This is a genomic window from Collinsella aerofaciens, assembly GCF_041537385.1.
Lineage (GTDB): Bacteria > Actinomycetota > Coriobacteriia > Coriobacteriales > Coriobacteriaceae > Collinsella > Collinsella aerofaciens_BV.
In genome coordinates this window covers 111347-137407 of record NZ_JBGORS010000004.1, presented here as the reverse complement: position 1 = coordinate 137407, position 26061 = coordinate 111347, and the positions used below count along the sequence as shown (strand labels likewise).

At 58.5% G+C, this 26061-nt stretch carries 27 protein-coding genes; 13 read left to right on the top strand and 14 right to left on the bottom strand.

Annotated elements, in window-relative coordinates:
* The first annotated feature begins 13 nt into the window (after positions 1–13).
* Entirely contained in the window at positions 14–967 is a 954-nt protein-coding gene (locus ACEG18_RS07130) for a tRNA dihydrouridine synthase (RefSeq protein ID WP_372541995.1), read from the top strand.
* 149 nt (positions 968–1116) lie between these two features.
* Here ACEG18_RS07130 and ACEG18_RS07125 read toward each other — a convergent pair whose 3' ends face one another.
* From ACEG18_RS07125 to ACEG18_RS07105, 5 genes are all read right to left on the bottom strand, one after another.
* Complete coding sequence (locus tag ACEG18_RS07125; protein ID WP_316369217.1) at positions 1117–1383, bottom strand: ribbon-helix-helix protein, CopG family; 267 nt, start codon at positions 1381–1383, stop codon at positions 1117–1119.
* 114 nt (positions 1384–1497) lie between these two features.
* Positions 1498–2010 carry a hypothetical protein gene (locus ACEG18_RS07120; protein ID WP_099431330.1) on the bottom strand — a complete coding sequence of 171 codons (513 nt, stop codon included), beginning with the start codon at positions 2008–2010 and terminating at the stop codon, positions 1498–1500.
* A gap of 157 nt (positions 2011–2167) precedes the next feature.
* Positions 2168–2338 (bottom strand): hypothetical protein, encoded by a 171-nt coding sequence (locus tag ACEG18_RS07115; protein WP_372541993.1) that lies wholly within the window; start codon positions 2336–2338, stop codon positions 2168–2170.
* A gap of 418 nt (positions 2339–2756) precedes the next feature.
* Positions 2757–3002 (bottom strand): glutaredoxin family protein, encoded by a 246-nt coding sequence (locus tag ACEG18_RS07110; protein WP_372541992.1) that lies wholly within the window; start codon positions 3000–3002, stop codon positions 2757–2759.
* A gap of 52 nt (positions 3003–3054) precedes the next feature.
* A complete protein-coding gene (locus tag ACEG18_RS07105; RefSeq protein ID WP_372541991.1) occupies positions 3055–3882 on the bottom strand; it encodes a TipAS antibiotic-recognition domain-containing protein in 828 nt (275 codons plus the stop codon).
* A 140-nt stretch (positions 3883–4022) separates the two neighbouring features.
* On the opposite strand from ACEG18_RS07105, the gene ACEG18_RS07100 reads away from it, so the two are divergent.
* From ACEG18_RS07100 to ACEG18_RS07080, 5 genes are all read left to right on the top strand, one after another.
* Entirely contained in the window at positions 4023–4760 is a 738-nt protein-coding gene (locus ACEG18_RS07100) for a tRNA (N6-threonylcarbamoyladenosine(37)-N6)-methyltransferase TrmO (protein ID WP_372541989.1), read from the top strand.
* A 112-nt stretch (positions 4761–4872) separates the two neighbouring features.
* Positions 4873–6087: a MalY/PatB family protein gene (locus ACEG18_RS07095; protein ID WP_372541987.1), complete on the top strand. Its 1215-nt coding sequence runs from the start codon at positions 4873–4875 to the stop codon at positions 6085–6087.
* 144 nt (positions 6088–6231) lie between these two features.
* Complete coding sequence (locus tag ACEG18_RS07090) at positions 6232–7101, top strand: substrate-binding periplasmic protein (protein WP_372541985.1); 870 nt, start codon at positions 6232–6234, stop codon at positions 7099–7101.
* Positions 7098–7472 carry a hypothetical protein gene (locus ACEG18_RS07085; RefSeq protein ID WP_372541983.1) on the top strand — a complete coding sequence of 125 codons (375 nt, stop codon included), beginning with the start codon at positions 7098–7100 and terminating at the stop codon, positions 7470–7472. The genes ACEG18_RS07090 and ACEG18_RS07085 overlap by 4 nt, the downstream gene beginning before the upstream one ends.
* Before the next feature lie 15 nt (positions 7473–7487).
* On the top strand, positions 7488–9290 hold the full coding sequence (locus ACEG18_RS07080) for a response regulator (RefSeq protein ID WP_372541981.1): 1803 nt from the start codon (positions 7488–7490) through the stop codon (positions 9288–9290).
* Between the two features lie 69 nt (positions 9291–9359).
* On the opposite strand, the gene ACEG18_RS07075 is transcribed toward ACEG18_RS07080, so the two are convergent.
* Positions 9360–9839, bottom strand: a complete 480-nt coding sequence (locus tag ACEG18_RS07075) for a pyridoxamine 5'-phosphate oxidase family protein (RefSeq protein ID WP_372541979.1) — start codon at positions 9837–9839, stop codon at positions 9360–9362.
* 42 nt (positions 9840–9881) lie between these two features.
* Positions 9882–12686: an ATP-binding protein gene (locus ACEG18_RS07070; protein WP_372541977.1), complete on the bottom strand. Its 2805-nt coding sequence runs from the start codon at positions 12684–12686 to the stop codon at positions 9882–9884.
* 197 nt (positions 12687–12883) lie between these two features.
* On the opposite strand from ACEG18_RS07070, the gene ACEG18_RS07065 reads away from it, so the two are divergent.
* From ACEG18_RS07065 to ACEG18_RS07055, 3 genes are all read left to right on the top strand, one after another.
* Positions 12884–13309, top strand: coding sequence for a potassium channel family protein (locus tag ACEG18_RS07065; RefSeq protein WP_099431339.1), 426 nt, complete (start codon positions 12884–12886; stop codon positions 13307–13309).
* Between the two features lie 36 nt (positions 13310–13345).
* A complete protein-coding gene (locus tag ACEG18_RS07060; RefSeq protein WP_372541975.1) occupies positions 13346–13879 on the top strand; it encodes an LOG family protein in 534 nt (177 codons plus the stop codon).
* 126 nt (positions 13880–14005) lie between these two features.
* Positions 14006–15307, top strand: coding sequence for a chloride channel protein (locus ACEG18_RS07055; protein WP_372541973.1), 1302 nt, complete (start codon positions 14006–14008; stop codon positions 15305–15307).
* 82 nt (positions 15308–15389) lie between these two features.
* Here ACEG18_RS07055 and ACEG18_RS07050 read toward each other — a convergent pair whose 3' ends face one another.
* The 4 genes from ACEG18_RS07050 to ACEG18_RS07035 form a co-directional block, all read right to left on the bottom strand.
* Positions 15390–16127 carry an SAM-dependent methyltransferase gene (locus ACEG18_RS07050; RefSeq protein WP_372541972.1) on the bottom strand — a complete coding sequence of 246 codons (738 nt, stop codon included), beginning with the start codon at positions 16125–16127 and terminating at the stop codon, positions 15390–15392.
* A gap of 278 nt (positions 16128–16405) precedes the next feature.
* Entirely contained in the window at positions 16406–17137 is a 732-nt protein-coding gene (locus tag ACEG18_RS07045; protein WP_372541971.1) for an ABC-2 transporter permease, read from the bottom strand.
* Entirely contained in the window at positions 17134–18015 is an 882-nt protein-coding gene (locus tag ACEG18_RS07040) for an ABC transporter ATP-binding protein (protein WP_372541970.1), read from the bottom strand. Before ACEG18_RS07040 ends, ACEG18_RS07045 begins: the two co-directional genes overlap by 4 nt.
* A 23-nt stretch (positions 18016–18038) precedes the next feature.
* Entirely contained in the window at positions 18039–18419 is a 381-nt protein-coding gene (locus tag ACEG18_RS07035; RefSeq protein WP_349071113.1) for a GntR family transcriptional regulator, read from the bottom strand.
* 215 nt (positions 18420–18634) lie between these two features.
* On the opposite strand from ACEG18_RS07035, the gene ACEG18_RS07030 reads away from it, so the two are divergent.
* The 3 genes from ACEG18_RS07030 to ACEG18_RS07020 all read left to right on the top strand — a co-directional run bounded on the left by ACEG18_RS07030 (position 18635) and on the right by ACEG18_RS07020 (position 21817).
* The gene (locus tag ACEG18_RS07030; protein ID WP_055252215.1) at positions 18635–20248 is read left to right on the top strand and encodes a peptide chain release factor 3; all 1614 of its coding nucleotides are present in this window, start codon (positions 18635–18637) and stop codon (positions 20246–20248) included.
* A 156-nt stretch (positions 20249–20404) separates the two neighbouring features.
* Positions 20405–21127, top strand: a complete 723-nt coding sequence (locus ACEG18_RS07025; RefSeq protein ID WP_233514471.1) for a VUT family protein — start codon at positions 20405–20407, stop codon at positions 21125–21127.
* A gap of 9 nt (positions 21128–21136) precedes the next feature.
* Entirely contained in the window at positions 21137–21817 is a 681-nt protein-coding gene (locus tag ACEG18_RS07020; RefSeq protein WP_372541968.1) for an SDR family NAD(P)-dependent oxidoreductase, read from the top strand.
* 55 nt (positions 21818–21872) lie between these two features.
* Here ACEG18_RS07020 and ACEG18_RS07015 read toward each other — a convergent pair whose 3' ends face one another.
* On the bottom strand, positions 21873–22598 hold the full coding sequence (locus tag ACEG18_RS07015) for a uracil-DNA glycosylase (protein ID WP_372541967.1): 726 nt from the start codon (positions 22596–22598) through the stop codon (positions 21873–21875).
* A gap of 87 nt (positions 22599–22685) precedes the next feature.
* The gene (locus ACEG18_RS07010) at positions 22686–23588 is read right to left on the bottom strand and encodes a DMT family transporter (protein WP_372541965.1); all 903 of its coding nucleotides are present in this window, start codon (positions 23586–23588) and stop codon (positions 22686–22688) included.
* A 158-nt stretch (positions 23589–23746) separates the two neighbouring features.
* On the opposite strand from ACEG18_RS07010, the gene ACEG18_RS07005 reads away from it, so the two are divergent.
* Positions 23747–24613: a LysR family transcriptional regulator gene (locus ACEG18_RS07005; protein ID WP_372541963.1), complete on the top strand. Its 867-nt coding sequence runs from the start codon at positions 23747–23749 to the stop codon at positions 24611–24613.
* A 27-nt stretch (positions 24614–24640) separates the two neighbouring features.
* Here the strand turns inward: ACEG18_RS07005 and ACEG18_RS07000 are convergent, their stop codons facing one another.
* Complete coding sequence (locus ACEG18_RS07000; RefSeq protein WP_372541962.1) at positions 24641–26023, bottom strand: MATE family efflux transporter; 1383 nt, start codon at positions 26021–26023, stop codon at positions 24641–24643.
* Between the last annotated feature and the right edge of the window lie 38 nt (positions 26024–26061).

Genomic DNA, 26061 nt, shown 5'->3' with positions numbered 1-26061 from the left:
GAGAGAAGAGTAGATGATCCTTTCGCTGGCCCCTATGGAGGGGATTACCGGGCATGTGTTCCGTCGCGTGCATGCGGAGTGCTTTGGTGCGCTCGACTGCTATTACACGCCGTTTTTGCCGCCGCCGCGGGTTGGCAACCGTTTTGGTGGCAAAGCGTTTAAGGAGATCGATCCTGCCAACAACCAGGGGCTCAACGTGGTGCCTCAGCTGATGTCCAAGAACGCGGATGAGTTTGTGTGGGCGGCACAGGTGCTCGCCGACATGGGTTACCGCGAGGTCAATCTCAACCTGGGCTGCCCCTCGGGTACGGTTGTTGCCAAGGGCAAAGGATCGGGCTTTTTGCGCAACTTGGACGAGCTCGAGGTGTTCTTGAGTGACGTGTGCGAACGTTCGCCGTTGCCGGTGTCGGTAAAAACCAGGCTGGGGCTGGAGAGCGACGACGAATACGAGCGCGTGCTCGATCTGTATTGCCGCATGCCTCTGGCAGAGCTGATTGTGCACCCGCGCGTGCAAAAGGACCGCTATACGGGCTCGCCACGCAAGGAGTTCTATGGCGAGACGTTGGAGCGGGCACCGTTTCCGGTCGCCTATAACGGTGACATTTTTGATTTAGAGGACATGGATGCGCTGGCGGAGGCCTATCCTGGCACGCGCCATGTAATGCTGGGGCGCGGTCTCCTCGCGAACCCCGCGCTGGCTCGCATGGTCAACGGCGGTCCCGCCGCCACGGCAGCCGAGCTGCAGCGCTTCCACGACACGCTGTTCGCAGCCTATGCGGATGAGATTGGCGGCAATGCGGTCTTTCGTATGAAGGAGTGGTGGTTCTACGCCAAGTGCGCTTTCGCTGACCCCGCTACCGTTCACAAGCTCGTACGTAAGACCAAAAAGGTCGACGAATACCGCGCCGCCGTCGAGCGCGTCTTTCGTGAGCAGCCACTTGCACCCATAGCCCGCTTCCACGGCTAGTTAGTCGTTGGACGTTCTTTAACGACTAGTCATTTAAGAACGTCCCCAATGACTATGTTGCAAAAAGCAGTACGCCAGCATCCAAAGATGTCAAAAAATGTCGACTTTGGATGCTGGCGTATATGTTTGGGTCGGCGGGGGAGTTGAGTCTAGGCAATCATTGCATCGAGCGTGATGAGCTCCCTGAGTCGCTCCGTGCGTGTTTGCCCATGGCGCTTTGCTTTTGCGTCAAACGCATCAAGAACAGACTCACCCACACGTGCCGATAAAACAACGCTTGGCTCATCGGAGATCGACGGCCTTCCCAGCTTGATGGTGCGACCCTTCGGCCACTCATCTTTTTCGTATGCCTCCGCGGCTTTCTCCAACTCTCCAGGAGCAAACCCCATCATCTTTTCGAGCTGCTTAGCGTCCATAGTGCCTCCAATCGATCGACATAATGGCGAGTGTTGGTTCTCGGAATCTCTTTTTGTATACAGTTTTGTAGACAAAAATACAAGCAGTTAATAGGGCTAAGCAGACTGTTTTGGTTAGCTAGCCAATGGGGATTTCAGATTGGGGTCAGGTGGGTTGATGAATTCTTCTGGAAGCTGAATGGGGTGTTCGCCTCGCATGACACGGGTATAGCTTTGGTTCAGGCTTCTTCTCATGAATATTTCTGCCTTTTTTGCTTCGTCTGGATGGATGATTGCCTCTTGCCGTGGGACATCAAGCGGAAAGTCTTCCATGAGCTTCTCGTATCCTGGATCGGAGATTCCTGCGATGCAGTCGATCCAGAGAAAAGGTTGATACAGTCTTGCACCCGCGACGACGGCAAATAGGTCCCCAGCCCTTATAATCGGTTCCTCGTTGGGTTTGATGTCGCTAAGAGGTCGAGACGCCGTGAAGGTGTTGTCGCGGTAAAGGTCGACTTTGGCTTTGGCTCCACAAACACATACGAGATACTCTAGGGTTTGGACTTCTTCGGATTCGGCAATGGCCTTCTCTATACCGGCGATTTCTGCCAAGCTGCTTACTCGAATCAGTGATTCTTGGTATCCCATGTCTAATTCCTCTCGTCTTGCTCTAAATAAAGGGGTCGACTGTCTTTTCCACTGCTGCCTCGCGCGTGGCTCTAGGGGTCGGTGGACTCGTCTTCATCAGTCTTCGATGGCGAGACCAACTCAATTCATGACATAGTGTGTTTCGAATTAGGGACACCTAATAGAAAAGGGCCGTATTGTCCTTATATGCCTTGACCATCGTCGAGTTGATGACACGTTCAACGTGGGAACGAGCGTGCTCGAGGGTTTTTCTGACAGACGTGTAGACATATTCTTCATCTGGCAGTGCAGGCTCGATGATATTTTGGGTTGATAATTGTTTTGCCATAACGATGCACTCCTGTGTGACTCACGGATAACGGAAACGTTTGGTTGTGAGTGCCGTTCTTTGATGGCGACGGCGAACAGGAGCGCAGCCTGTCTGAGATGGACGAGTGCAGTAACCACCGATCTTACTTACTGAGCTCGCTCCAGCGTGTCATTGGGGACCTCCACAGGAGCTCTCGACCAGTCTCATGCCTTGGGATGAGTATAACACAGAGAGCAAACATATGTTCTATAAATTTGAGAAACTGAATCCCTACCTACTCATTTAAGTGCGTCCCCAATGAGTGGCTGTGAGGGGCCCACGCAAAAAGCTGTACGGCAGCATCCAAAGATGTCGGAAAATGTTGACTTTGGATGCTGACGTACATGTTTGTGCCGTATGGGTTTGTGCGTTGGGGCGGGCCGACCGCAATAACACGCTAGAGCAGGTTCTCCTGTACCCACGCGATGATGTCGCTCGACTCGTAGAGCGGCTTGCCATCGATGAACAAGCAGGGAACCTGGCGTTTTCCTCCGACGGCGATGAGCGTCTGCTCGGCATCGGGGTCGGTCGAGATATTGCGCTCGGGGATGGCCACGCCGTTATCGGCCAGGAAGCGCTTGACCTTTATGCAATACGGGCAGCCGGTCATAACGTAGAGCGCGAGTTCATGATCAGTAGCCATGGTGTCTCCAATCGGTTGAGGTTTCGGTTGAGATACCCAAAGCCGCCGTGGTCTATGCGCGCGTCAACGACGACTCGATCGCCTGAACCAGAAATGCCGTGGCACCGGTGCCGCAGGGCTTGTCGTAGTAGTCGATAAAGCGCTGATCGGCAAGATAGCCGTGGGCGAGGCCCAGGTATACTTCGTCCTGGGGTTCGTGCCCCCAGTTAAGGCCAATCCATCGACGGTGCATTGCGACAAGCTTGCGCGCCTCGCTGCCTTCCGGTTCGCCATCGCCCATGGCAATCGAGAGCTGGCCCAGAACAGCGCGTTCAAGTTCCTTCATGTCGTTCCATGTCTGAGGATCCATGTCCAGTAACGTTTCGTTTGCTGCATCGATAGCCTCATCGCCATAGCGCGCCCGTGCCTCGGCACCGTAGCACTCCTCGTTTTCCTGCACGGTGCGCCAGCGCTCCAATTGCGGCAGCACGGCGCCCATGAGCGAGACGGCTTCGTCGAGCGACATACCGGTGTTTTGTGCCAAGCGCGGGGCACAATCCTCGATCATTGCCTCCATCGTAGTGTCGTAGGTGTACTTGCCATGGTCGTAGCACCACTTGCAGTAATGATCGGTTGTGGCGCCGTGAGCATCGGTGCCGCAGTCGTCGGGCGTGAGTATCATGCCGCAGCTCTGACAATAGTGCTCGGGCATTTCGAGCAGGTGAGACAGGGGCTCGCCGGTCACGGCGGCGATGAGCTTCATCATGTCGATGCCCGGTGTGACCTCGCCGCGCTCCCAACGGCTGACGGCTTGGCGTGTGACGAAGAGCTTGGCGGCGAGCTGCTCCTGGGTAAGGTGATGGGCGCGACGGACAGCAATGAGCTTTTCTGCGAAGGCCATAACGGCTCCTTTCTGCTGGTTGATGGCTTAAGCATACGCAGTGTCCGGCACCCTTCCAAGCAACCGTTGGTTGCACGACGGGGACCGCGGCGAAGAATTGCGCGCAACGCCCCACACCTCCATGCCGTACAATGACCGGCATGGAACCTATTGCACACATACATACCGATCTGCCGCAGAAGTTCGGCATCCCGCGCAACAGCTTTTTGGCGCCTCACCTGCAGGGGCGCATCATCTTTGAGCCGGAATTTGCCTCCAATGCAGCGGTTGAGGGCCTGGACTCCTTCTCTCACCTATGGCTGCTGTGGCGTTTTGAAAACGGCACGCCCGGCGGCACGGCTAAGGACATAGCTGCCGATGCCAAGTCGCAGGACAGGTCCGGAACTAATGCCAAGTGGTCGAAAACCGTGCGTCCGCCGCGTCTGGGCGGAGCCGAGCGTGTGGGCGTCTTTGCCACGCGCAGTCCGTTTCGCCCTAATCCCATCGGGCTCACCTGCGTCAAGCTCGACCGCGTCGAGCTTACCGACGATGGCCCCATCATCCATGTGCTGGGGGCCGATCTGCGCGACGGCACGCCCATCTATGACATCAAGCCCTACATTCCGTTTGCAGACTGTCACCCGGATGCGACTGGTGGCTGGATTGAGGATGCGCCGTGGCAAAAGCTCGATGTCGAGCTCCCGCAAGCGCTGCAGGATATGGTCCCGCCCGCAAAGCTCCCCGGCTTGGTCGAGGTCCTTCGCCAGGATCCGCGCCGCGCGGGCAGCAAGCACGAGCCAAACCGTGTTTATCACTTGGCCTTCGCCGGGCTCGACATATCTTTTACGGTCGATGAAACCCGGCTAACCGTAGTCGCCGTCAACGACGCGCAAGACTAATCAGCCATTCGTCCGCACCCGTCAAATTAAGAGCCAAACCCCATGCCAAAACCGCCCACGCTGGTGGACAATAACGCCTACCAAAACAATCCGCTTTGCACGGGAGCTCAGCATGAAATACGACTTTACCTCGCTTATCGACCGCCACGGCATGGACGCCATCGCCATTGACTCCTGGGGCGAGATCCCCGGTATGGCTCCGAGTGCACCCGACGAGGGCTTCGACCGCATCCCCATGTGGGTGGCGGACATGAATTTTGCCACGGTGCCCACGGTCCAGGAACACATCATTCAGCGCGCCCAGCATCCCATGTTTGGCTATTTCAATCCGCGCCCTGAGTATTTCGACCGCATCATCGAATGGCAGAGTCGCCGCAATGGTGTCGAGGGCCTGCGCCCTGAACATATCGGCTACGAAAACGGTGTGCTGGGCGGTGTCGTGTCGACGCTGCGCGCGTATGTCCAGCCGGGCGATGCGGTGCTGGTCCATAGCCCCACCTACATCGGCTTTACCAAGTCCATCGAGGCTGCGGGCTATCGCATTGTCCACAGCCCGCTTAGGCTCGACGACCAAGGTGTGTGGCGTATGGACTTTGAGGACATGGAGCGCAAGCTCGCCCAAAACCATATCCATGCCGCGGTGTTCTGCTCGCCGCACAATCCCTGCGGCCGCGTATGGGAGCGCGACGAGATCGAACGTGCCATGGACATCTATCGCCAGCACGATTGCGTGGTGATCTCGGATGAGATTTGGTCCGATATCATCCTGCCGGGTCACAAGCATATCCCGACGCAGTCGGTGAGCGAGGACGCCCGCATGCGCACGGTTGCCCTCTATGCGCCCAGCAAGACGTTCAACCTGGCGGGCTTGGTCGGCAGCTACCACATCATCTATAACGAGACGCTGCGCGACCGCGTGTGCACCGTGTCCAACAAGACCCACTACAACGAGATGAACGTCCTCTCCATGCATGCGCTTATCGGTGCCTACCAGCCGCAAGGCTACGAGTGGGTGGACGAGCTCAACATGGTGCTTGCCGGCAATATCGAGTACTTCTGCAATTACGTGGACGAGCATTTTGAGGGTGTGGGCTATTCGCGTCCGCAGGGCACCTACATGGTGTTTCTAGACTGCACCGAGTGGTGTCGCGAACATGGCCGCGATATTCAGTGGCTGCTTGACGAGGGGGCGCGCGTGGGCGTTGGGTATCAGGATGGCCGTCCGTTCCACGGGCCCTGCCACATTCGCGTGAATCTGGCGCTGCCGCTTTCGCGCGTGAGGGAAGCGTGCGACCGCCTGGACCGCTACGTTTTTAATGCACGGTAAGTGCGCGCTGCATGCGGGGCCTTCTGCCAAGTCGGCTAGAAGGCCCCGCAGGGTAAAGCGTCTGTAACCATTGGGCGCTCGAGTGGTTTCATTTGCTATTATTTTTAACCATTTCAGTCTGTAAGCAGGATCGTCTGGAGCTCGATGAGAAGACCTCGCCGCTCGGTTGCCATATCGTTGTTTGTTGCGCTTGCAGTGGCGAGTGCTTTTGTCGTAGCGATAGCTGGCTGTTCTGGGTCGAATGACGAGGCCTCGGCGTCTGCATCAAAAGGCCTGGATGCCTCTCAGGTCAAAGACGACGACCTTAAGACGCTCAACGTCGGCAGCGACCTCTACCCACCGTTTGTGTATACCGACGAGTACGGCGATATCGTTGGCCTGGATGTTGAGATATTGACCGAGGCGTTGGCCCGCATTGGTTACAAGCCAAAATACCAGCTGATTGGCTGGGAAAAGAAGAAAGAGCTACTGGCGAGCGGCGAGCTCGATTGTGTCATGGGCAGCTTTAGCATGACGGGTCGCGAAAACGAGTGTCGTTGGGCCGGCCCGTACCTTGCGAGCCGCCAGGTGGTCGCGGTCGATCCCCAGAGCGATATCTACACGCTTGCCGATCTTGAGGACAAGGTCGTGGCCGTTCAGTCCACCACCAAGCCCGAGGACATTTTGCTCAATCATACAAATGAAAACGTTCCGCAGATCAAGGAGCTCTACAGCTTCTCGGATCGCTCGTGCCTGAACCCGGCGCTCGTCGAGGGCCTGGTCGACGCTATCGCCGCACATGAGTCCTCGCTGCTCACCTATGAAAAAGACTATGGCGTGACGTATCGCATTCTGAACGAGCCGCTGCTGGAGGTTGGTTTGGGCACCGCTTTCGATATCAACGACACGCGCGGTATCGACGTTAAACTCACCCATGCCTACCAAGAAATGCTTGCCGATGGCACCATGGAACGCCTGGTGTCAAAGTACTTTGATGACCCCTCACCATTTTTGAATATGGAGGGCCTGTCGTGATCGATGCGCCCGACTACACCGCTCAGGAGCGGGGCAATCATTCGACCTGGGTATGGCTCCTTGCCGCCCTGGTGGGTATAGCGCTCTCGGTTGTCGCCGGCATGATGAGCTACGGCTACACCACGGCCCAGGCCGAGCAGCGCTTTGCCGACGTTGTCGACTACGTGGCGACGCAGAGCCTTTCCTACGATGCGTTCAACAGCGCTTATACGACCAAAAACCTGATTCGCGTTATGGAGATCGCCGGAGAGGTGGCGCGCGATATGGAGCGCGACGGTTCGGTGGATAATGCCGCGCTGGAGCAATATGCTGACCAGTTCAACGTGAGCGCACTGATCGTGACGGACGCATCGGGCAATTTGGTGTCCTAGTCCTCGACGGATGGCGTGGGCTACGAGTCGCTTGCTACGTATCTCAAAGAAGCGCCCGTGTTGGAGGTGGCAACCCATCCGCTTAAGTCCTATACCGATCGTATTACGCTTGCGGATGATTCGGTTGCAGACATTGGTTGCGTGACCCGGCAGGATGGCGAGGGTATCGTTATCGCGGTAAGGCATCAGAGCGCGAAGGCGGTTGCAAGCAATACGCTCAAACTGCAGAGTCTGCTCGAAGGTTATGAAACTATCGATAGCGGCAATATCGTGATCGAAAACGATGGCAAGGTCGTTGCGACCAATGCCGTCGAACCCACCGTATTGGGCGTGTTCGACCTGCCCGCGACGGACGCCATCATTGTCGACGAAATTAAGGATCGATGCCTGCCCAGTAAAGTCCGACTGGTCAACGTCAACGGCGAGTGGTATTTGGGCACATACGGCAAAGCGCAAAAATTCTACGTGTACACCTATGCCTCGGCGCAGCGCTACTTTGAGGTCGTCGCGGTTGTTGCTGCCGGCGTGCTGGTGCTCTACAGCGGTGTTGTAGCCACTGTTGTGATGGTGCGTCGCCGCGCTGATCGTCGACGTTTGACGGACTTGCTGCAGCAGGAGCGCGACTATGGCGACAAGCTGGCAAAGGCGGCGCGTGAGGCCTCGTCTGCCAACTCGGCAAAGACGGAGTTCCTGCGTCGCATGAGCCACGATCTGCGCACGCCCATCAACGGCATCCGCGGTATGGTTGAGGTCGGCGATGCCAATGCGGACGATCTGCAAAAGCAGACCGAGTGCCGCTCAAAGATCTGGACGGCATCGGGACTGCTGCTCGACCTTGCGAATGAGGCCCTGGATATGAGTCGCCTGGAGAGCGGGCAGGTCGACCTGGAGCTTGTTCCCACAAATTTGGTGACCCTCAACCACGAGGTGCGCGATATTCTGGAGCGCCAGGCCGAGGAACGCCTGGTGACAATTATCTGCGATCAGCAGACGCTTAATCATCCCTATGCGCGGGTGAGCGTGACGCACCTCAAGCGCTTGTTGCTCAATATTGCCGGCAATGCCGTCAAGTACAACCGCCGGGGCGGCTATGTTCGCCTGGTGTGCCGCGAGGTGGAGCCAGCGGATGGCGTTCCTGTCTATGAATACACGATCGCCGATAACGGTATTGGCATGAGCGAGGAGTTCCAACAGCACCTCTACGAGCCGTTTTGTCGCGAGGAGCAGCAGGTGGAAGGCGCTTCATCGGGAACTGGCCTGGGTGCGCCTATTGCTAAACAGTTGGTCGAGCTTATGGGCGGAACCATGAGTTTTACGAGCGTCTTGGGGCAGGGGACGACGTTTACCATCCGTCTGCCGTTTGAGAAGTGCAAGCGCTCCGAGATTCCTCAGGCTGTGCGCGTGGACGCGGGCGACGGCGATGCGCTCCAGGGCTTGCGTGTTTTGCTCGTAGAGGATAACGACCTGAATGCCGAGATTGCACAGTTTACGCTCGCCCGTGCCGGTGCCGTCGTGACGCATGCTAAGGATGGTGAGTCTGCCGTCGAGATGTTTGCCGCGAGCGCGCCTCACGAGTACGACGTGGTGTTGATGGACATCATGATGCCCGGTATCGATGGCCTTGAGGCCACGCGTCGGATTCGAGCACTCGATCGCGATGATGCCGCGACCACGCCGATCATCGCCGTGAGCGCCAACGCCTTTGCCGACGATCGCAGGCTTTCGCGTGAGGCGGGCATGAACGCGCACCTGAGTAAACCAGTGAGTTCGCAGGAGCTCGTTGAGGCGCTTGCGCACATAGCCGCCGACGCTTCATAAGCATATGGCCCGGTTCCAAGGTGGGTTGGAACCGGGCCATATTGCTATTGATGAGGCTTGCTGAGGGGCTTACTTTTCGTGAATCTGCTTACCGCAGAGATGCTCAATCGTAATCTCGTAAAGCTGGACGCCCTTGATGTCTTTGGCGATCTCCTCCTCGACTTCTTCGGCAGAAGGGTAGTACCTAAGCGCGAGCTGACGGACTTTGTCCTCGATAAACGCAGGCGCCTCATCTACCAGGCGACAACGACCAAAGACAACGGTACTCATAACGTAGGGAGCCCAGTCGTCGTCCTTGTACCACTCGTTGCCGTAAACGGTAAAGCAGACCTTGTCATCGCGTTTGAGTGCGTCGACCTTGTGGCCAGCCTTGGCGCCATGGAAATAAATCTTGTCGTGCTCGGCGTCAAAGAAGTAGTTGACGGGAATGGCATAGGGGTAGCCATCATCGCCGTTGACGGCAAAGACGCCGCGCTTGCAGGTGGCGAGCAACTCGCGCGCTTCCTCGTCGGTGATGGCGCGTTTCTTTCGACGTAAGGGCCTAAACATCGTTGGTTTCCTTTCTGGCCGTGCATGGTGGTTGAGCACAAACTATAGCGAAACTGATCCGTATTTCTTGATGCGGGCGAGTATGTTTTTGAGCTTGTTAAAGTCGAGCGGTTTGGACAGATGGGCGTTCATGCCGGCGTCGTGTGCCGCCTTGGCGTCCTCGGCAAAGGCATTGGCGGTGAGCGCGATGATGGGGATATCGGCTGCATCGACTTTCTCGCTCAGGCGAATCGCACGGGTTGCCTCGTAACCGTCCATGTCCGGCATCATAATGTCCATCAGGATCGCATCGAAGCTGCCGGCGGGATGAGACAGGTACAGATCGACGGCTTCGTTGCCGTTGACGGCGCGGGTGACCACGACGCCCTCGGATTCTAGCAGCGTCTGGGCAATCTCGGCATTCAATTCGTTGTCTTCGGCGAGCAGCACGTTCATGTCGGCGAGCGAGCAGTCGAGCGCCCTCTCGACCGTATTCGCCCGCGCCCGGGGGTTCTTGTCGATATCGAGCGGAATTTCCACGTAGAACGTGGTGCCCACATGGAGTTCGCTGCTGACTTCGATGGTGCCGCCCATCAGTTCAATAAGCGACTTGACGATTGGCATGCCCATGCCGGTTCCTTGGAACTTGCTGCGCGCATCGTCACCTTCTTGGGCAAACGGCTCATAGATATGCTTTAAAAACTCGGGAGCCATGCCAATGCCGGTATCCGAAACGCTAAAGCAAAAGAGCGCGCGCCCGTTATCGAGTGGCTTGGTCTTTGAACTAAAGGCGACGGAGCCGCCGTGCTTGTTGTACTTAATGCTGTTGTCTAACAGGTTGATCATGATCTGTCGGATATGGGTGGGACTGCCGATCATGTATGGCCCCGTGGCGTACGGCAGACTATTGTCCTGCATTGTGATGCCGTTACTGGACGCGCGGAGCTTGCACAGCACCAGCGTATCGTCACAGAGCTCTTTGAGGTTAAAAGGCGCATGTTCCAGTGTTAGCTTGCGGTCTTCGATTTTGCCCATCTCGAGGATGTCGTTGATCAGCGAGAGCAGGTGATTGGCAGCAACGCGCGCCTTGGCACGGCTCTCGCGGGCGACTTGCATATCGCCTTCCTTCAATTCCTCGATCTCGATAAGACCCAGGATGCCGTTGAGCGGCGTGCGGATGTCGTGGCTCATGCGCGTGAGGAATGCCGTCTTAGCGGCGTTGGCAGCATCGGCTTTTTTGCGCTCGGTTCGAGCGCGCACGAGCGCCCAGATGAGCAGGACGACGCCGACCGACAACATACCGATGAGGGTAGCTGCAATGGCGGTGCGGTTGCGATAAAGGAATTGAAGCGTGTTGGATTCCTGGGCCGTGTACGACGTGGAGGAGAAATTGCTTGCGGAGAGCGATTCTCCGGCATTGATGATGCCCTTGTTGATGATTCCCAACAGCTCGGGTTTTCCGCGCGAAATCCAGCACGAGAGCTCACAGGTGTCAGGGAGCTCGGTCGTCTCGCAGTCCTCGAGATCGTAACGGTCACCGATGGTTTTTACGCGTGAACTGGGAGTGACGATGCAGTGCGCCGTTCCCTTCCTGAGGGCATCGAACGCTTCATCGTCGGATTGGTATTCGGTTACGGTCGCTGTGGGGAACAGACTTTCAAGTGCATTTTTGTTGACAAACGATGATTTGGTACAGGCGATGTTCTGAAGGTCTTTGTTCAGGTTGCTGCCGGTGTGGATGGCGGTGAGGGATATGGTCCCCAACGATATCGACTGCACAACGCCTGTTTGCTCGGCAAACCAGTAATCTCGGTATACCGGCAGCGCAACGTCTATACTTCCCTTTGACAGAGCCTTTGACATCATCTTGTAGCTATCAAAGGCGACGGTTTTGACCGTAATGCCAAATTTATCGTGTAGCGTCGTCGCAAGCGATGCGAGCGATCCTTCCATTTCGCCGTCTTCGTCCTCGTTGCAGTAGGGGAGTTTGCCCGTAATGTAGCCGAGCGTGATGGTGTTGTTGTTTGCTTTGAGCCAAGAACATTCGGGGCCGTTGAGCGATGATGAACCGCTGTTTTGGGTCGAGTAGCTAGATTTGACTTCGTCGTTATAGCGTGGGTTGACGCGAGCGATTGCCGTCATGGCAGCATTGATGTCGTTCATCAGGTCGGGGCGGCTTTTGGGAACGGCAAAGTAGTAGTCGCTCGAACCAATGTAGAACATGGGGGAGGCGTTGGGCGACGAGGTCGTGTCGTTCATGATGATGGCGTCGACTTCGCCGTTTGCCAGCGCATCGAAAAGGTCGCCGTTACTGCTGATTTCCTTATAGGTACAGGTAATGCCCTCGTTGGCGAGCCATTGCTGGCCAACGATGGTTTGCATGACGCCGGGGTTGAAACCGATAGTGAGACCCTGGAGTGCTTGAGGGTCACCCTTTGCGAGGTCGTCACGGTCGGGCCTAGCGTAGATGTAGTAGCGTTCGGTGCCCTCGGGGTTCGACGAGAAGAGCAGTTTTTGGGCGCGTTCTTCGGAGTAGGAGATGTTTGGCATGAGGTCAATCTCGCCGGCTTCGAGCTTCTCCATAAGCTCGGTGAAGGTGCCGGAGACGTATTCGTACTGCCAGCCGGGTGTGTAGTACGAGAGGGTCTGGAGGTACTCGTAACCCCATCCCGAGAGACGCTCGCCGGGGGTGCCGTCCTGGAAGCCCTCATTGTTGACGAGCCAACCAACGCGGACCGTTTTGACTGGCTGACTAGAGTCATCGGCAAAAGCCTGGGCAGGCGCGATAGAACTCAGCACGGCAAGCGCGGCAAGCACAATGGCCAGGGCGCGATATATAACTGAACGAAGGACAGCGGAAGCTCTCACATGCAATCCTAACGAATCGAGACATTACCGCATAAGGATACCAGCTCAGCCTGTCCAGTCGGCAGCTGCACCGCTAAACGGTCCCGCCCGGCAGTTGGGGACAGTCCCTTTCTACCGGCACAAAAGGAACGTCCCTAACTGCCGGTTGTGGGACAATACCGAGCGAACGTGATTGGTTGTCCGTGGAAGGGGTCGCAATGAACAGGTTGAGGACGCTTGCCGATGTGCTGCGACAGGCTGGCTTTGCACGCATCACGGGCCTGTTTCTTATCTTTTACCTGCTGTGCTCGACGGCTGTCTGGCTGTCCGAGCCTACGACCCTCACGTTTGGCGATGGCCTGTGGTTTAGCTTTGAGACGGTCTCGACCATCGGCTTTGGCGATATTCCGGCCGAGACGCCGGTTGCCCGCGCGATTACCGTCGTCCTGAGCGTCATCAGCATCTTCTACATCGCCATGCTCACGGGTGTGGCGGTGAACTACTGCAATACGCTCATCAAGCTGCGCCAAAAGGACACCATGGCGCGCTTTATGGACGATCTTGAGCATTTGGAAGAGCTCGATCGTGACGAGCTCGCCGACCTGTCGCGCCGTGTGCGCGAATATCGCCGCCGCCAACGCTAGAACGGGCGCCGCGCGTCACGATGAGGGGGATTGCATATGAACATCACGGTATACCTGGGCGCCAGCGTTGGTAACGACCCAGCATTTTTGCCTGCGGTGCAAGAGCTGGGCAACTGGATTGGCTCTAACGGGCACGCGCTGGTATACGGCGGGTCCAAATCGGGCCTGATGGGTGCGCTCGCCGATAGCGTACTCGATGCTGGCGGTCATGTGACGGGCGTGGAGCCGAGCTTTTTTATCGAGGCCGAGTTTCAGCACGATGGCATCGACGACCTCATCGTGACGAGTGATATGGCCGAGCGCAAGGCCAAGATGATTGAGCTCGGTGACGCGTTCGTCGCCTTCCCGGGTGGCACGGGCACGCTCGAGGAGATTGCCGAGGTCATGTCGGCCGTGTCGCTGGGGCATCTGAGTGCGCCATGCATCCTATATAACCTGGACGGTTACTACAACGACCTCAAGGCGCTGCTCGGGCACATGATTGATAAGGGGCTTTCGAGCTCGAGGCGCCAGCTCGGCATCTACTTTGCCGACGATTTGCGTGAGATTACCTCGATTATCAACGGATAAGTCTTGAGCCTGCCCCACTATGACTCCCAATGGTGCCGTTTGCGGCGCAGGTGGTTGGCTCGTTCGGGCAACGCGCGCTCTACAATATAAATGTATCTATGTCGACTTTGACCGCGGGAGGACCCGATGGATAACCTTGCCAAACCCACAAACCGCGCGCTGTTTTTGGTCAGCGTTGCCGTGACCGGTGCACTCGCGGGTGCTGCAGTCTGGCTATTCTTCTTTGCGATGGAGCACGGTATCGACTATCTATGGACCGAGATTCCGCACGCGCTGGGCGTCGCTTCGCCCGAGCTTGCCAGCGGCCCGTTTGGCTTTCTGCCGTACCCGTTTTTCGTCTGCCTGCTGGGCGGCCTGCTGATCGGTCTGTACGAAAAGCTTACGGGCACCAAGACCGATGACCTCAACCAGGTGATGGCTAAGGTTAAGCAAGACGGATGCTACCCGTACGACAACCTGGGCAAGCTTTCGCTTGCGGCATTGCTGCCACTGCTGTTTGGCGGAAGCATTGGACCGGAGGCCGGCCTGACCGGCGTTATCGCGGGTCTGTGCAGCTGGGTCGGCGACCGCATGCGTCGCTTTGGCGCCGAGTTTAGGGAGCTCACGCTGCTGGGCACCCAGGCTGCCCTGACGGCACTCTTTACCGCGCCCGTCTTTGGTTTTGTGGCGCCGCTTGCCGGTAGCGCCGACGGCCAGGGCGCTAATGACGATGAGTCCGCGTCCGACGAGATCACCATCAAGCTTCCCAAGGCGCAAAAGACCGTGGTCTACGGCATTGCGATTGCCGGCGGTCTGGGTACCTACCTGCTGCTCGGCCAGCTCATGGGCGGCGGCATGGGCATGCCCAGGTTCGAGTCCGCCCAGGTGGGTAACCTCGAGCTTGCCTGGCTTATCCCCCTGTCTCTCGTCGGTACGGTCTGTGGCTGGCTGTACTTTGTCTCGGAGCACGCGAGCGAGGCATTGGCCCACGCCATAGGGGAGCGCCCGGTCGTCAAGGCCATGTTGGCCGGTCTGGCACTCGCCATCTGCGGCACGGCCCTGCCCTACACCATGTTTGCCGGCGAGACGCAGGCCGATGTGCTCATGGAAACCTATCTGACCATCCCCGCCGGTGTGCTCATCGCGACCGGTCTTGTCAAGGCCATGCTGACACCCGCCCTCATCAACATGGGCTGGCGTGGCGGCCATTTCTTCCCGGTTATCTTCTCGGGCGTAAGCCTGGGCTACGGCCTTGCCATCCTCACCGGCGCCGATCCGGTCTTTTGCGTCGCCGTCTGCACGGCATCGACGATGGGCGCCGTTATGCGCCAGCCCGTCATGGTCGTGGGCTTGCTGCTCATGTGTTTCCCACTCAGGGGTATCGTCTGCATGATCATCGCCGCAGCCATCGCCGCCGGTATTCCGCTGCCCAAGCCGCTGCGCAAGTAGCGTATTGCGCTTTGCGTTTGTTCAGGACTCGTTTTAAAGAAGCCGCGCGAGGCCGTTTGTTTACGGATCGCGCGGCTATTGTTTAGAACTTTCTCAGCACGATGGCGATGGTGTTGAGGTATTCGAGCGCGCCGGCTTCAACGGCAGCGCGGTCGCCTGCTGCGTACTCGTTGTCGCAGGCGAGCCAGTCTTCCCATGCTTTGTCCGTGCAGAGCATAGGCTGCATCGAGACAATCTCGACGCCGGGGGTCGGCTCGATCATGGCGCGCCACCAGGCTATGTCGTGCATATAGTCGAGCTGCTCGGGTGTCCAGGATTTGAGTAGGCAGGCGGGCAGGTTGTCGTGGCAGTCGCGAAACATGCCGGGGATGCTTACGTAGAGCATCCCGCCTTGCTTTACGTAGGGGAGTAGGCGCTCGTCCAGATAGTGCGGGTCGCGGCCGTAGTAGTTGTACGAGTCGATGCTCACGACCGCATCAAAAAAGTCGTGCTCAAACGGCAGTCCCTGTGAGGCGTCCGCCTTAACAGGGTGAATAGTGTCGCGGGGAATGTCGAGCGAATCAAAGAACGCGCGGTTCTCGACAGGGTCGCTCCACAGATCGACGGCGTAGGTGTCAAATCCGTATTCGCGGGCAAGCAGGGCGCTGGTAATGCCGGTGCCCGACCCAAGGTCGCAGACGCGGGCGCCGCGTGGGATATTCGCACCGCAAAGGAGTTCTTCGCAGAGCTTGAGGGGGTTCGGCCCCATAATCTTAGAGCGTACGAGTGCCGCGGCGAAGCTCGTGGCTTTTGGGAAGGATTGAGAATTCGCAGAGTTCATTGTTCTTTCCTATCAGGTGCATATGTGGCAGATGACGGAGGCGGAACGGCGCAACAAACCACGGCCGCAAGACGGCCGTTTTCAATTTGTATGCGATTGACCGTTCCCTAAAGAACAATGACCAAAAAGACATCCCCTTGGATGATCGAAATTGGGCCGAGGCCCGTGACGTTTTGATTATAGAACGTTGCGCACGGGCCGGGGATATGCCATTTGTCACGGATTTGAGGGGCGCGATTGTGGCCGATTGCGATCTGCGTGGGTCGAGATTCGCCCGCCTACAGGTCGCGTGCCCGGTAGACCTTGGTGCTGACGATGCAGCTAAGTGCGCATAGCACGAGGGCCAGTACGGCGATTCCTGCGCACAGGCAGCCGAGGACGGCAGGATCGGGATTCGCCCCGGCAATCGACATGAGCCAGTTGCTGATGGGGTTGGAGGAGCTCAGCGTGGCCATGGCAAGGCATCCGAGCAGGGCGAACAGGCCGACGGAAAGGCGCAGCGCCTCCATGTGTCCAAATCGAAAGAACAGCGGCTGTGCCAAAAACACCATCATGAGGGAGATGAGCATCGATGCGGTGGAGGCTATTGTGGTCTCAAAGACAACCTGTCCCGTCGAGGGCATGCCCGTGTGATCGAAGAACGGAAGGGCGAGAATGCCCGTGTGATCGAAGAGCGGGATGGAGACGATGCTCAAAAGCGCGGCGGCGCAGGTCATAACGGCCGAGAAGGCAATGATGCTCAGGTAGCGTGCGCAGATGATGTCTTTGCGCGAGAGGGGCAGCGTTGCCCGATAACGCTCCCATCCGTTTTGATTGTCGAAGCCGGCCAGCGAGCTCATGACCATGATGGGTGACATGGCACTGACCGCGCAGGCGCCGGCACTCATGCCAGAGTCACCGTCCGATGCGTTGGCGAGGGTCAACACGACGAATATGAACAGACCGACACCCGCGATGCTCGGGACAAGCGTGCGGACGATGGCGAGCTCAGACATAAAGGCGCGTTTCATTTCGAAGCCCCTTTCAGCATGAGGCGAAGATAGTCATCAATGGTTGCCCGGTCGCAGGGAATCTCGGGGAAGGCCTCGAGCACATCGCGACGGTTGGGCACGAGCACGTCCACGCTATAGGCGTGGTGGGCGGCACGGGCGCCTTCGACGCAAGCCATGAGCTCGGCGGTCTGTGCCTGAGTGCAGTGAGCGATGCCAGCACGGTCAGTAATGTCCTCGCGCGGCAGGTCAAACACAATCGAGCCGTTATCGATGCAGATGACGCGGTCGGCAGTGCGATCGAGGTCGGATGTAATGTGGCTCGAGAGCAGCACGCTGTGCTGGCCGTCGGCGACAAAGGTAAGCAACTCGTCGAGCAGTTCCTCGCGCGCCATGGGATCAAGGCCTGCGGTGGCTTCGTCCAAAACGAGCAGCTTGGCATTGTGGCTGAGCGCACAGGCGAGCTGCAGCTTCATGCCCATGCCGCGGGAGAGGTCCTTGACCTTTGTCTTGGGATCGAGGCCAAATCGGTCGATGAATCCGGCGAACGTTTCGCAGCTCCACGTGGGGTATGCCGGGCCTACGAGCCTCTCGATCTGGCCCACCTTGAGCGTGGAGGGGAAGGGGCATGTGTCCAGGACAAGACCGACGCGGGAGCGCAGATGGCTTTGCGATTCATCGGGCGTGTCGGCGCCATAGCGCTGCCCAAACAGGTGTACCTCGCCGGCATCGAGCTTTATAAGCCCGAGTGCGGCTCGAATCGTCGTTGTCTTGCCGGCACCGTTTGCTCCCACAAAGCCGACAATTTGGCCGGGCTCCACAGCAAGCGTGACGTCGCGCAACGAAAAACGGTCGCTCACGCGGCGCGATACGCCTTTGAGTTCTAGCAAATTTTGCATGGTATAGCCTTTCTTGCAGATGGCTACTGCATGGTTTCGGGGGCTACGAGGTCGAGCATCTCGTGCAGCTTGTCGCGCGTGACGCCCAAGGCTTCGGCTTGGTTCGCCGCTTTCGCAAGCAGCTCTTCGATATGGCAGAGCTGGTTTTCGCGCAAGAGCTCCTGGTTGCCCTCGGCGACAAAACAGCCCTTGCCCTGCACGGTGCAGATAAACCCGAGCTGCTCCAGGTCGGCGTAGGCGCGCTTGGTGGTGATGACGCTCACACCCAAGTCGCTCGCGAGTGCGCGGATGCTGGGGAGTTTGGCTCCCGCAGCGAGCGTGCCCGAAAGGATCTGAGCTTTGACCTGCGAGGATATCTGTTCGTAGATAGGCTTATCGCTCGAATTGGATAGGATGATGTCCACAGCGGCTCCTTAGCTGTTGGGCTACACGTGTATATAACCGGTAAGCACAGTATATATACACTATGCACAGTTACGCAAGAGACAAATTCGGATTGGGCCGGCTGCCCGGGCCTTGACTGATGAATTTGTCCTGATAGGCGCCCTAGATCGGGATTTCGCGGCTACAATAATGCGGTTACAACGACGTAATGCACTCAATGCAAGAAAGGATCCGCATGGCAAGCCTGTCGGATGAAATCTCGTCGCGCCGCACATTCGCGATCATCAGCCACCCGGACGCCGGTAAGACCACGCTTACCGAGAAGCTGCTGCTCTATACCGGCAGCATCCAGACTGCCGGCTCGGTCAAGGGCAAGAGCTCGGCCAAGCACGCCGTCTCGGACTGGATGGACATCGAGAAGGAGCGCGGCATTTCCGTTACCTCCTCGGTGCTGCAGTTCACCTATAATGGCGCCTGCGTCAACATCCTCGATACCCCCGGCCACCAGGACTTCTCGGAGGATACCTACCGTACCCTTATGGCCGCCGACGCCGCAGTCATGGTCATCGACGGCGCTAAGGGCGTCGAGGCCCAGACCAAAAAGCTCTTTAAGGTCTGTACGCTGCGCCACATTCCCATCTTCACCTTTGTGAACAAGCTCGACCACGAGGCTCGCGATCCGTTTGAGCTCATGGAAGAGATCGAGAACGTCCTGGGTATCAATACGTATCCCATGAACTGGCCGATCGGCAGCGGCCGCAACTTCCGCGGCGTGTTCGACCGTCAGACCCGTCGCGTCATTGCCTTTGAGGGCGACGGCCACGCCAACGCCACCAAGAAGGTCGCCGAGGTCGAGGCCGAGCTGGGCGATCCCGCTATGGACGAGCTCATCGGCGAAGAGAACCATAAGAACCTGATGGATGACATCGAGCTGCTCGATGGCGCCGGCGACGAGCTCGACTTGGATGCCGTGGCCTGCGGCAAGTTGAGTCCGGCGTTCTTTGGCTCGGCGCTTACCAACTTTGGCGTGGAGCCTTTCCTGAAGGAGTTCCTGCGTCTGGCCCCGACGCCGCGCGCCTATACCGATACGCTCACCAGCGAGCCGGTCGATCCCTGCCGCGACGACTTTAGCGGCTTTGTGTTTAAGATCCAGGCAAACATGGACAAGAACCACCGCGACCGCATCGCCTTTGTGCGCATTTGCTCGGGCAAGTTCGAGCGCGGCATGGACGCCTTCCACGTGCAGGGCAACCGCAAGCTTAAGCTTGCCACGGGCACGTCGATGATGGCCGATGACCGCGCCATCGTGGACGAGGCGTACGCGGGCGATATCGTGGGCCTGTTCGATCCGGGTATCTTTAGCATCGGTGACACCGTGTGCTCTGGCAAGCGCCATGTGCAGTATCCGCAGATCCCGACGTTTGCCCCCGAGATGTTCGCCCGCATTACGCAGGTCGATACGCTCAAGCGCAAGCAGTTTGTGAAGGGCATGGAGGAGCTTGCCCAGGAGGGCGCCATCCAGATCTTCCGCGAGCTGGGTGCCGGTATGGAGAGCGTCATCGTGGGCGTGGTCGGCGTGCTGCAGTTTGAGGTGCTCGAGCGCCGCCTCAAGGCCGAATATCGTGTTGAGGTTCGTCGCCAGCCACTGCCCTATACGGACATCCGCTGGATCCAGAACGATCCCGACACCATCGATATCCCGGGCCTTTCACTCACGCGCGACACCCTGCGCGTCGAGGACATGCGCGGCGGCAAGCTGCTGCTGTTCACGAGCCCATGGAACGTGGACTGGGCGACCGACCATAACCCCGACCTCATCCTGTCGGAGTTTGGCAACGTAGCGTTTTAGCGCGCCGGCGCGGTAGCCTTGCGGGGCTGCCGCGCCGTTTGCTTGCCTGATGCCGTGTGAGCGGCTATCATACCCACCGTCGTCTCAAGACCGTGACGTCCGAGCAGTTCGGGTCCGATATCCTGCTCGTTAAACCTAAAACCAAAGGAGTACATAATGATCAAGAAGGTCATGGAGGACTACAAGGTCCTGTTGCGGAGCATTCCCGCGGCAACGGTTTCGCTGTTTTTCGTGAGCGTCATCATGATGAACCTGCTGGCCAACAAAGAACTTATCAGCCTGCCGTATCTGGCGCTCGACTGCGGCTTTGTGGTGAGCTGGGTTTCGTTTTTGTGCCAGGACATGATCTGCAAGCGCTTTGGCGCCAAGGCATCCATCAAAATCTCTATCCTCGCGCTGCTGGTCAACCTGGCCGTGAGCCTGTGCTTTTGGGCATGCTCGCTCACGCCCGGCATGTGGGGCGCCTACTACGACACGGGCATGATCGAGGTCAACAGCGCCCTTAACGCCACCATTGGCGGCACCTGGTACGTGGTGCTGGGCTCTTCGCTGGCAATGCTCGTTTCTGCCGTGGTTAATTCCACGCTCAACCAGTCGCTCGGCCGTATGCTCAAAAAGAATAACTTTGCGAGCTTCGCCTTCCGTTCCTATGTGTCCACGGGTGTTGGCCAGTTTATCGACAACCTGGTCTTTGCCATTGTGGTGAGCCATACGTTCTTTGGTTGGACCTGGGTGCAGGTCCTTATGTGCTCGCTGACCGGCGCTGTTGCCGAGCTGCTGTGCGAGGTCTTCCTGAGCCCCGTGGGCTACAAGGTCGTGCGTGGCTGGGAGCGTGAGAATGTGGGCGCCGAGTACCTCGAGCGCCACGCAACCGCCTAAGGAGCAAGTATGCGGGTTTTGATCACGGGCGCTTCGGGCGGTATCGGAGCCGCGTGCGTGCAGCGCTTTTTGGACGAGGGCCACGAGGTCGTGGGCTTTGACCTGCTGCCGGCGGCGGTCGAGCACGAGCGCTACCGCCATCTGATCGTTGATGTACGCGAGCCTAACTCGTTTCCAGGCGACCTTGAGCCTCAGGTAATCGTGAACGTTGCCGGTGTACAGGATTCGGCCGATGACATTGCCGCCAACCTGCGTGGCACCATCAACGTGACCGAGCGCTACGCCTTTGTGGGGGAGGGGCTTGCCGCCAAGCCGGCGCCGGCTATCAAATCCGTGGTCAATGTGGGGTCGGCGAGCGGACATACGGGATCGGAGTTTCCCGCCTATGCTGCCAGCAAGGGTGGCGTTATCGCCTACACCAAAAACCTTGCAAACCGCCTGGCACCGCAGGCCATCGCCAACAGTGTGGACCCGGGCGGCGTTATCACGCCGCTCAACCGTTGCGTGATGGAAGACGAGCACCTGTGGAACCAGATTATGGAGCTCACGCCGCTTAAACGCTGGGCCACCGCCCAAGAGATCGCCGAGTGGATCTACTTTGTGGGCGTAACCAACCGGTTTATGACCGGGCAGAGCTTGCTGATCGATGGCGGCGAGGCCGGCCGCACACAATTTATTTGGCCTGAGTAACAAAACGCGCCCGATGGCAAGATTGCCGTCGGGCGCGTTTTTGATGTATCGATTTTTAGCCGAGGCAAGCCCAGTTGACGGGGGTCGAGCCGTGCTGTTCGAGTAGCCGATTGGCTGCCGAGAAGGGACGTGACCCCATAAAAGCGGGGAGTTCTGCTGTGGCACGGTTGGCCGAAAGCGGCGAGGGGTGCGTAGAGGCCAGGCAGAACTTGTCGGTTGCCTTGCCCGCGCCGATTGCGGCGAGCTTGCCTTCGACCATCTGCTGGGCAAAGCGGCCCCATGCCAAAAAGACTACCGGCTGGGGCAGCTGGCAGCAGCGTTCGATAACATAGTCGGTGAGCGTGCTCCAGCCCAGTTTGGCGTGCGAGTTGGCGGCATGCTCGCGCACGGTGAGCGTGGTGTTGAGGAGCAGGACGCCCTGTTGTGCCCATGGGGTTAGGTCTCCCGTGGCGGGAATGGGGCAACCCAGATCGGCTTTGAGTTCCTTATAGATGTTGCGCAGGCTCGGCGGCAACTTGGTTTGCGTCGCGGGGACCGAGAACGACAGCCCCATTGCCTGGTTGGGTCCGTGATAGGGGTCTTGACCCAAGATGACAACCTTGACCTGGTCGGCTGGCGTGTAGGCGAGGGCATTGAGGATGTCGTCTTGTGCCGGGTAGATGGTTTGCTCGGCACGCAAAAGGGCGATGCGCTCGAGCAGCTGGTTCGTAGTGTCACGTACCGGCTGCGGCGCATCGCCCAACCAAGTTGCTATGTTGCGGTCGCGGGTTGCGGTGTCCATGGGGCTCCTTTATGGCAGATGCTCTGTCGGCATCTATTGTAAAGGCGTCTGGAGACCTTTTTGCCGCGGCTGCATAAGGAGCGGGGTCTACGAGACGCGTTCGGGCGCTCCTGCCATGTGAGCCTGTCCATGTGCACGGAGGCGTGGAAGCTCGACAGTTGCCACCATGACGCCGGTGAGGATGAGGGCGGCGCCAAAGAAAGCGATGGGGCTCAGGACCTCGCCGACCAGGAAGAACGAGAAGACGGCGGAGCAGACCGGCTCGAGCGAGAAGGCAAAGCCGGTGGTCTCGGCAGGCACGTGGGGCTGCACGAGCGTCTGGGTGATAAAGCCGTAGGCAGAGCAGATGAGTGCGAGCGCGACGACCACGACGATCTCGTTGGGCGTGCTGGGAAGCGTGAAGCCGCCAAAGGTGCACGCGGCGATGCCCGAGAACAGGCCGCCAAAGCCCAGCTGCCAAACACCCAAGGCCAGTGGGTCGACTTCTTCGACAAAGCGTTTGGCTACGATAATGTGGCTGGCATAGACAAAGGCCGAGAGCAACATGATGATCGCGCCGGGATTCAGGCTGGTAAAGTCGGCACCCGAGAGCAGCAGCATACCGCAGGTGACGATGGCGGTGCCGATGAGTACCTTGCGCTCGGGGGCGCGACGCAGCAGGGCGGCGTTGGCAAACGGCACGATCACGACCGTCAGGCTCTGCAAAAAGCCGGCGGTGGAGGCGGAGGTGAGGCTAGAGCCCAGGCACATGCAGGTGAGCTCGGTTGCCATGATGGCGCCGATGATGGCGGCGCGAACCATGAGGTCGCGGTTGATGCGGAAAGCGCGCTTGTGGAAGAGCAGCAGGCAGGCCGCAAAGGCGATGATGCAGCGTAGCGCGACGATGCTCGTGGCGTTCATGCTGTCCATGCCAATCTTCATGAGGGGGTACGAAAAGCCCCATGCGACGGGAACGGAAAATGAGAGCGCGATTGCTTTTTTGCGATCCATGGGACTCCTTTTGTTACAGAACGGTTTCGCAAAAAGGATTCTGCTCCCAGATGTGGATGTAGTAAAGCGAATGTATCTTCAGTATGATTAAGAAATACTAATGCTGGCAGAAAAAGCCCTGGCAAAACGTTTTACGGCTGCATTGATGTGGAGGCACGATGGCATCGCGGTATCAGATTGTATGTATGGTGGTCGATCGCGGCAGCCTGAAGGGCGCGGCCGACGAGCTGGGCTATACGCAAAGCGCGGTGAGCCAGGCCGTCAAGGCGCTCGAGCGCGAGCTGGGCACCACGCTTATCGAGCGCGGTAAGCAAGGTGTCTCGCTTACGCGCGACGGCAAGCAGTACCTGCCGTATCTGCGCCAAATCGTAACTGCCGAGGCCGAGCTTGAGGGCAAGCGCCAGGAGCTGATGGGGCTTTCCTCGACTGATATTCGTATCGCGACGTTTACCAACGTGAGTCGTACCGTACTGCCGCGTGTGATCCGCGACTTTGGGGCTCTGCATCCGGGCGTGCACTTTACCCTCAAGCAGGGCGATTACACGCGCAACGCCCAGTGGGTGCACGACGGCGTGGTTGACTTTTGCTTTACGGCGCGCGGATTTACCGCCGGGCTCGAGAAGCGCGTGGTCTATCACGACGAGTTGGTTGCGCTGTTGCCGGCCGCGCATCCGCTGGCGGCAAAGGAAAAGGTAACGCTCGCCGACCTAGCGTCCGAGCCGTTTGTGCTGCTGGACGAGGGCGAGCAGAGCCTGGTGCTCGATGCGTTTGCCGCGCATGGGCTGTCGCCGCACGTGACGAGTGAGGTCACCGACGACTACACCATTATGGCGATGGTGGAGGAGGGGTTAGGCGTGAGCATGCTCTACCGTCGTACCGTTGAGGGCATGCGGGCCGATATTCGCGTGCGTCCCATCGTGCACGCCCCCTCGCGCGACGTGGTGGCAGCCTGGCGCAGCTGGGACACCATGCCTGTCGCCACGAGGCGCTTTATCGACTATATGAGCTCGCATATTGTCAATTAATGACTGGCGTGACGTTGAACGCGGTGTTTAGCGGGCTGTCGCTTTGACTTGGGCGGCGCGATAGGTGCGTGCCGGGTGGCAGAGTAGTACCGCCACGACCATAAAGAACGCTGTGGTGCCCAAGCTGATGGGGTAGACCATCATGATGTTCGCAAAGGTGCGGAAGTGCGGGAACACGCAGAATACCCAATAGAAGCGAATGCCGCAGACGCAGATCATGGTGATGAGGGCGGGCATAAGCGAGATGCCAAAGCCGCGCAGGTAACCGGACATGTTTTCGTAGAACATGCTAAAGGCGTACGCCGGGAAGATCGAACACACGCGGATATAGCCGATCGAGACGATGTTGGGATCGCTGTTAAAGAGCGCCAGGATCTCGCGCCCCAGACCGACGATGATGACGATGGTGGTGAGCGCAACGATGCCGCCTTCGACCAGGCAGACCTTGAGCGTCTTGGTGCAGCGGTCGATCTGGCGAGCGCCGTGGTTTTGCCCCACAAAGGTGGTGCAGGCCTGGCTAAAGCTGTTGAGCAGGTTGTAGCACACGTACTCCAGGCTCATGGCAGCGCTGGATGCCGCCATGACCTCGGTGCCCAAACTGTTGATGGCGGACTGGATGATGATATTGGCGACGGCAAAGACGGCGCTTTGGATACCGGCGGGCAGGCCAATCTTGACGATGCGCCTGAGGGCGACGGGGTCTAAGCCTAAGTCGCGTGGAGTGACGCGGACGACGGAGTCGGTCTTGAGCAGACGGATAAAGAGCGTAGCGGCGCTGACGGTGTAGGCGATGGCGGTGGCGATGGCGACGCCCGCGACGCCCCAGTGGAGCACGGGGACAAAGATGAGGTCCAGGCCAATGTTGAGGACGGTGGACACGGCGAGCGCCTGCAGCGGCATGCGGGTGATGCCGACGGAGCGGAAGATCGCGGCCTCAAAGTTATAGAGCAAGATCGAGGGCATGCTGAGCAAAAAGACGCGCAGGTAGAGCGAGGCGAGCGGCATGGTTTCGGCGGGAACGTTGAGCGCGGCGAGCATGGGCTCGGCAAAGATCTCGCCCAGCGCGATGACGACAAAGCCCACAAGCGCCATGAGAATCGAGGTGTGTACGGCGCGGTTGACCATGTTCTGATCGTTGCGGCCGATAGCGTTGGCGATGACCACGTTGGAGCCAAGCGACATGCCGATAAACAGGTTGAGCATAAGACTGGTAAGCGGAACGTTGGAGCCGACCGCTGCCATGGCGAGGGTTCCCTGGTCGCCCGAGAAGTTACCGATGATGACGGTGGCGATGAGGTTCGACAGCTGCTCCAAGATGCTCGTGGCGGCTACGGGGAAGGCGAACAGGGGAATATTGCGCCACAGCGAGCCGGTGGTCATGTCAATGTGCTTAGATGCGGTGTCTGCCATACGCTCTCAATCTCTAATATGCTCTTTCGTGCTTATTT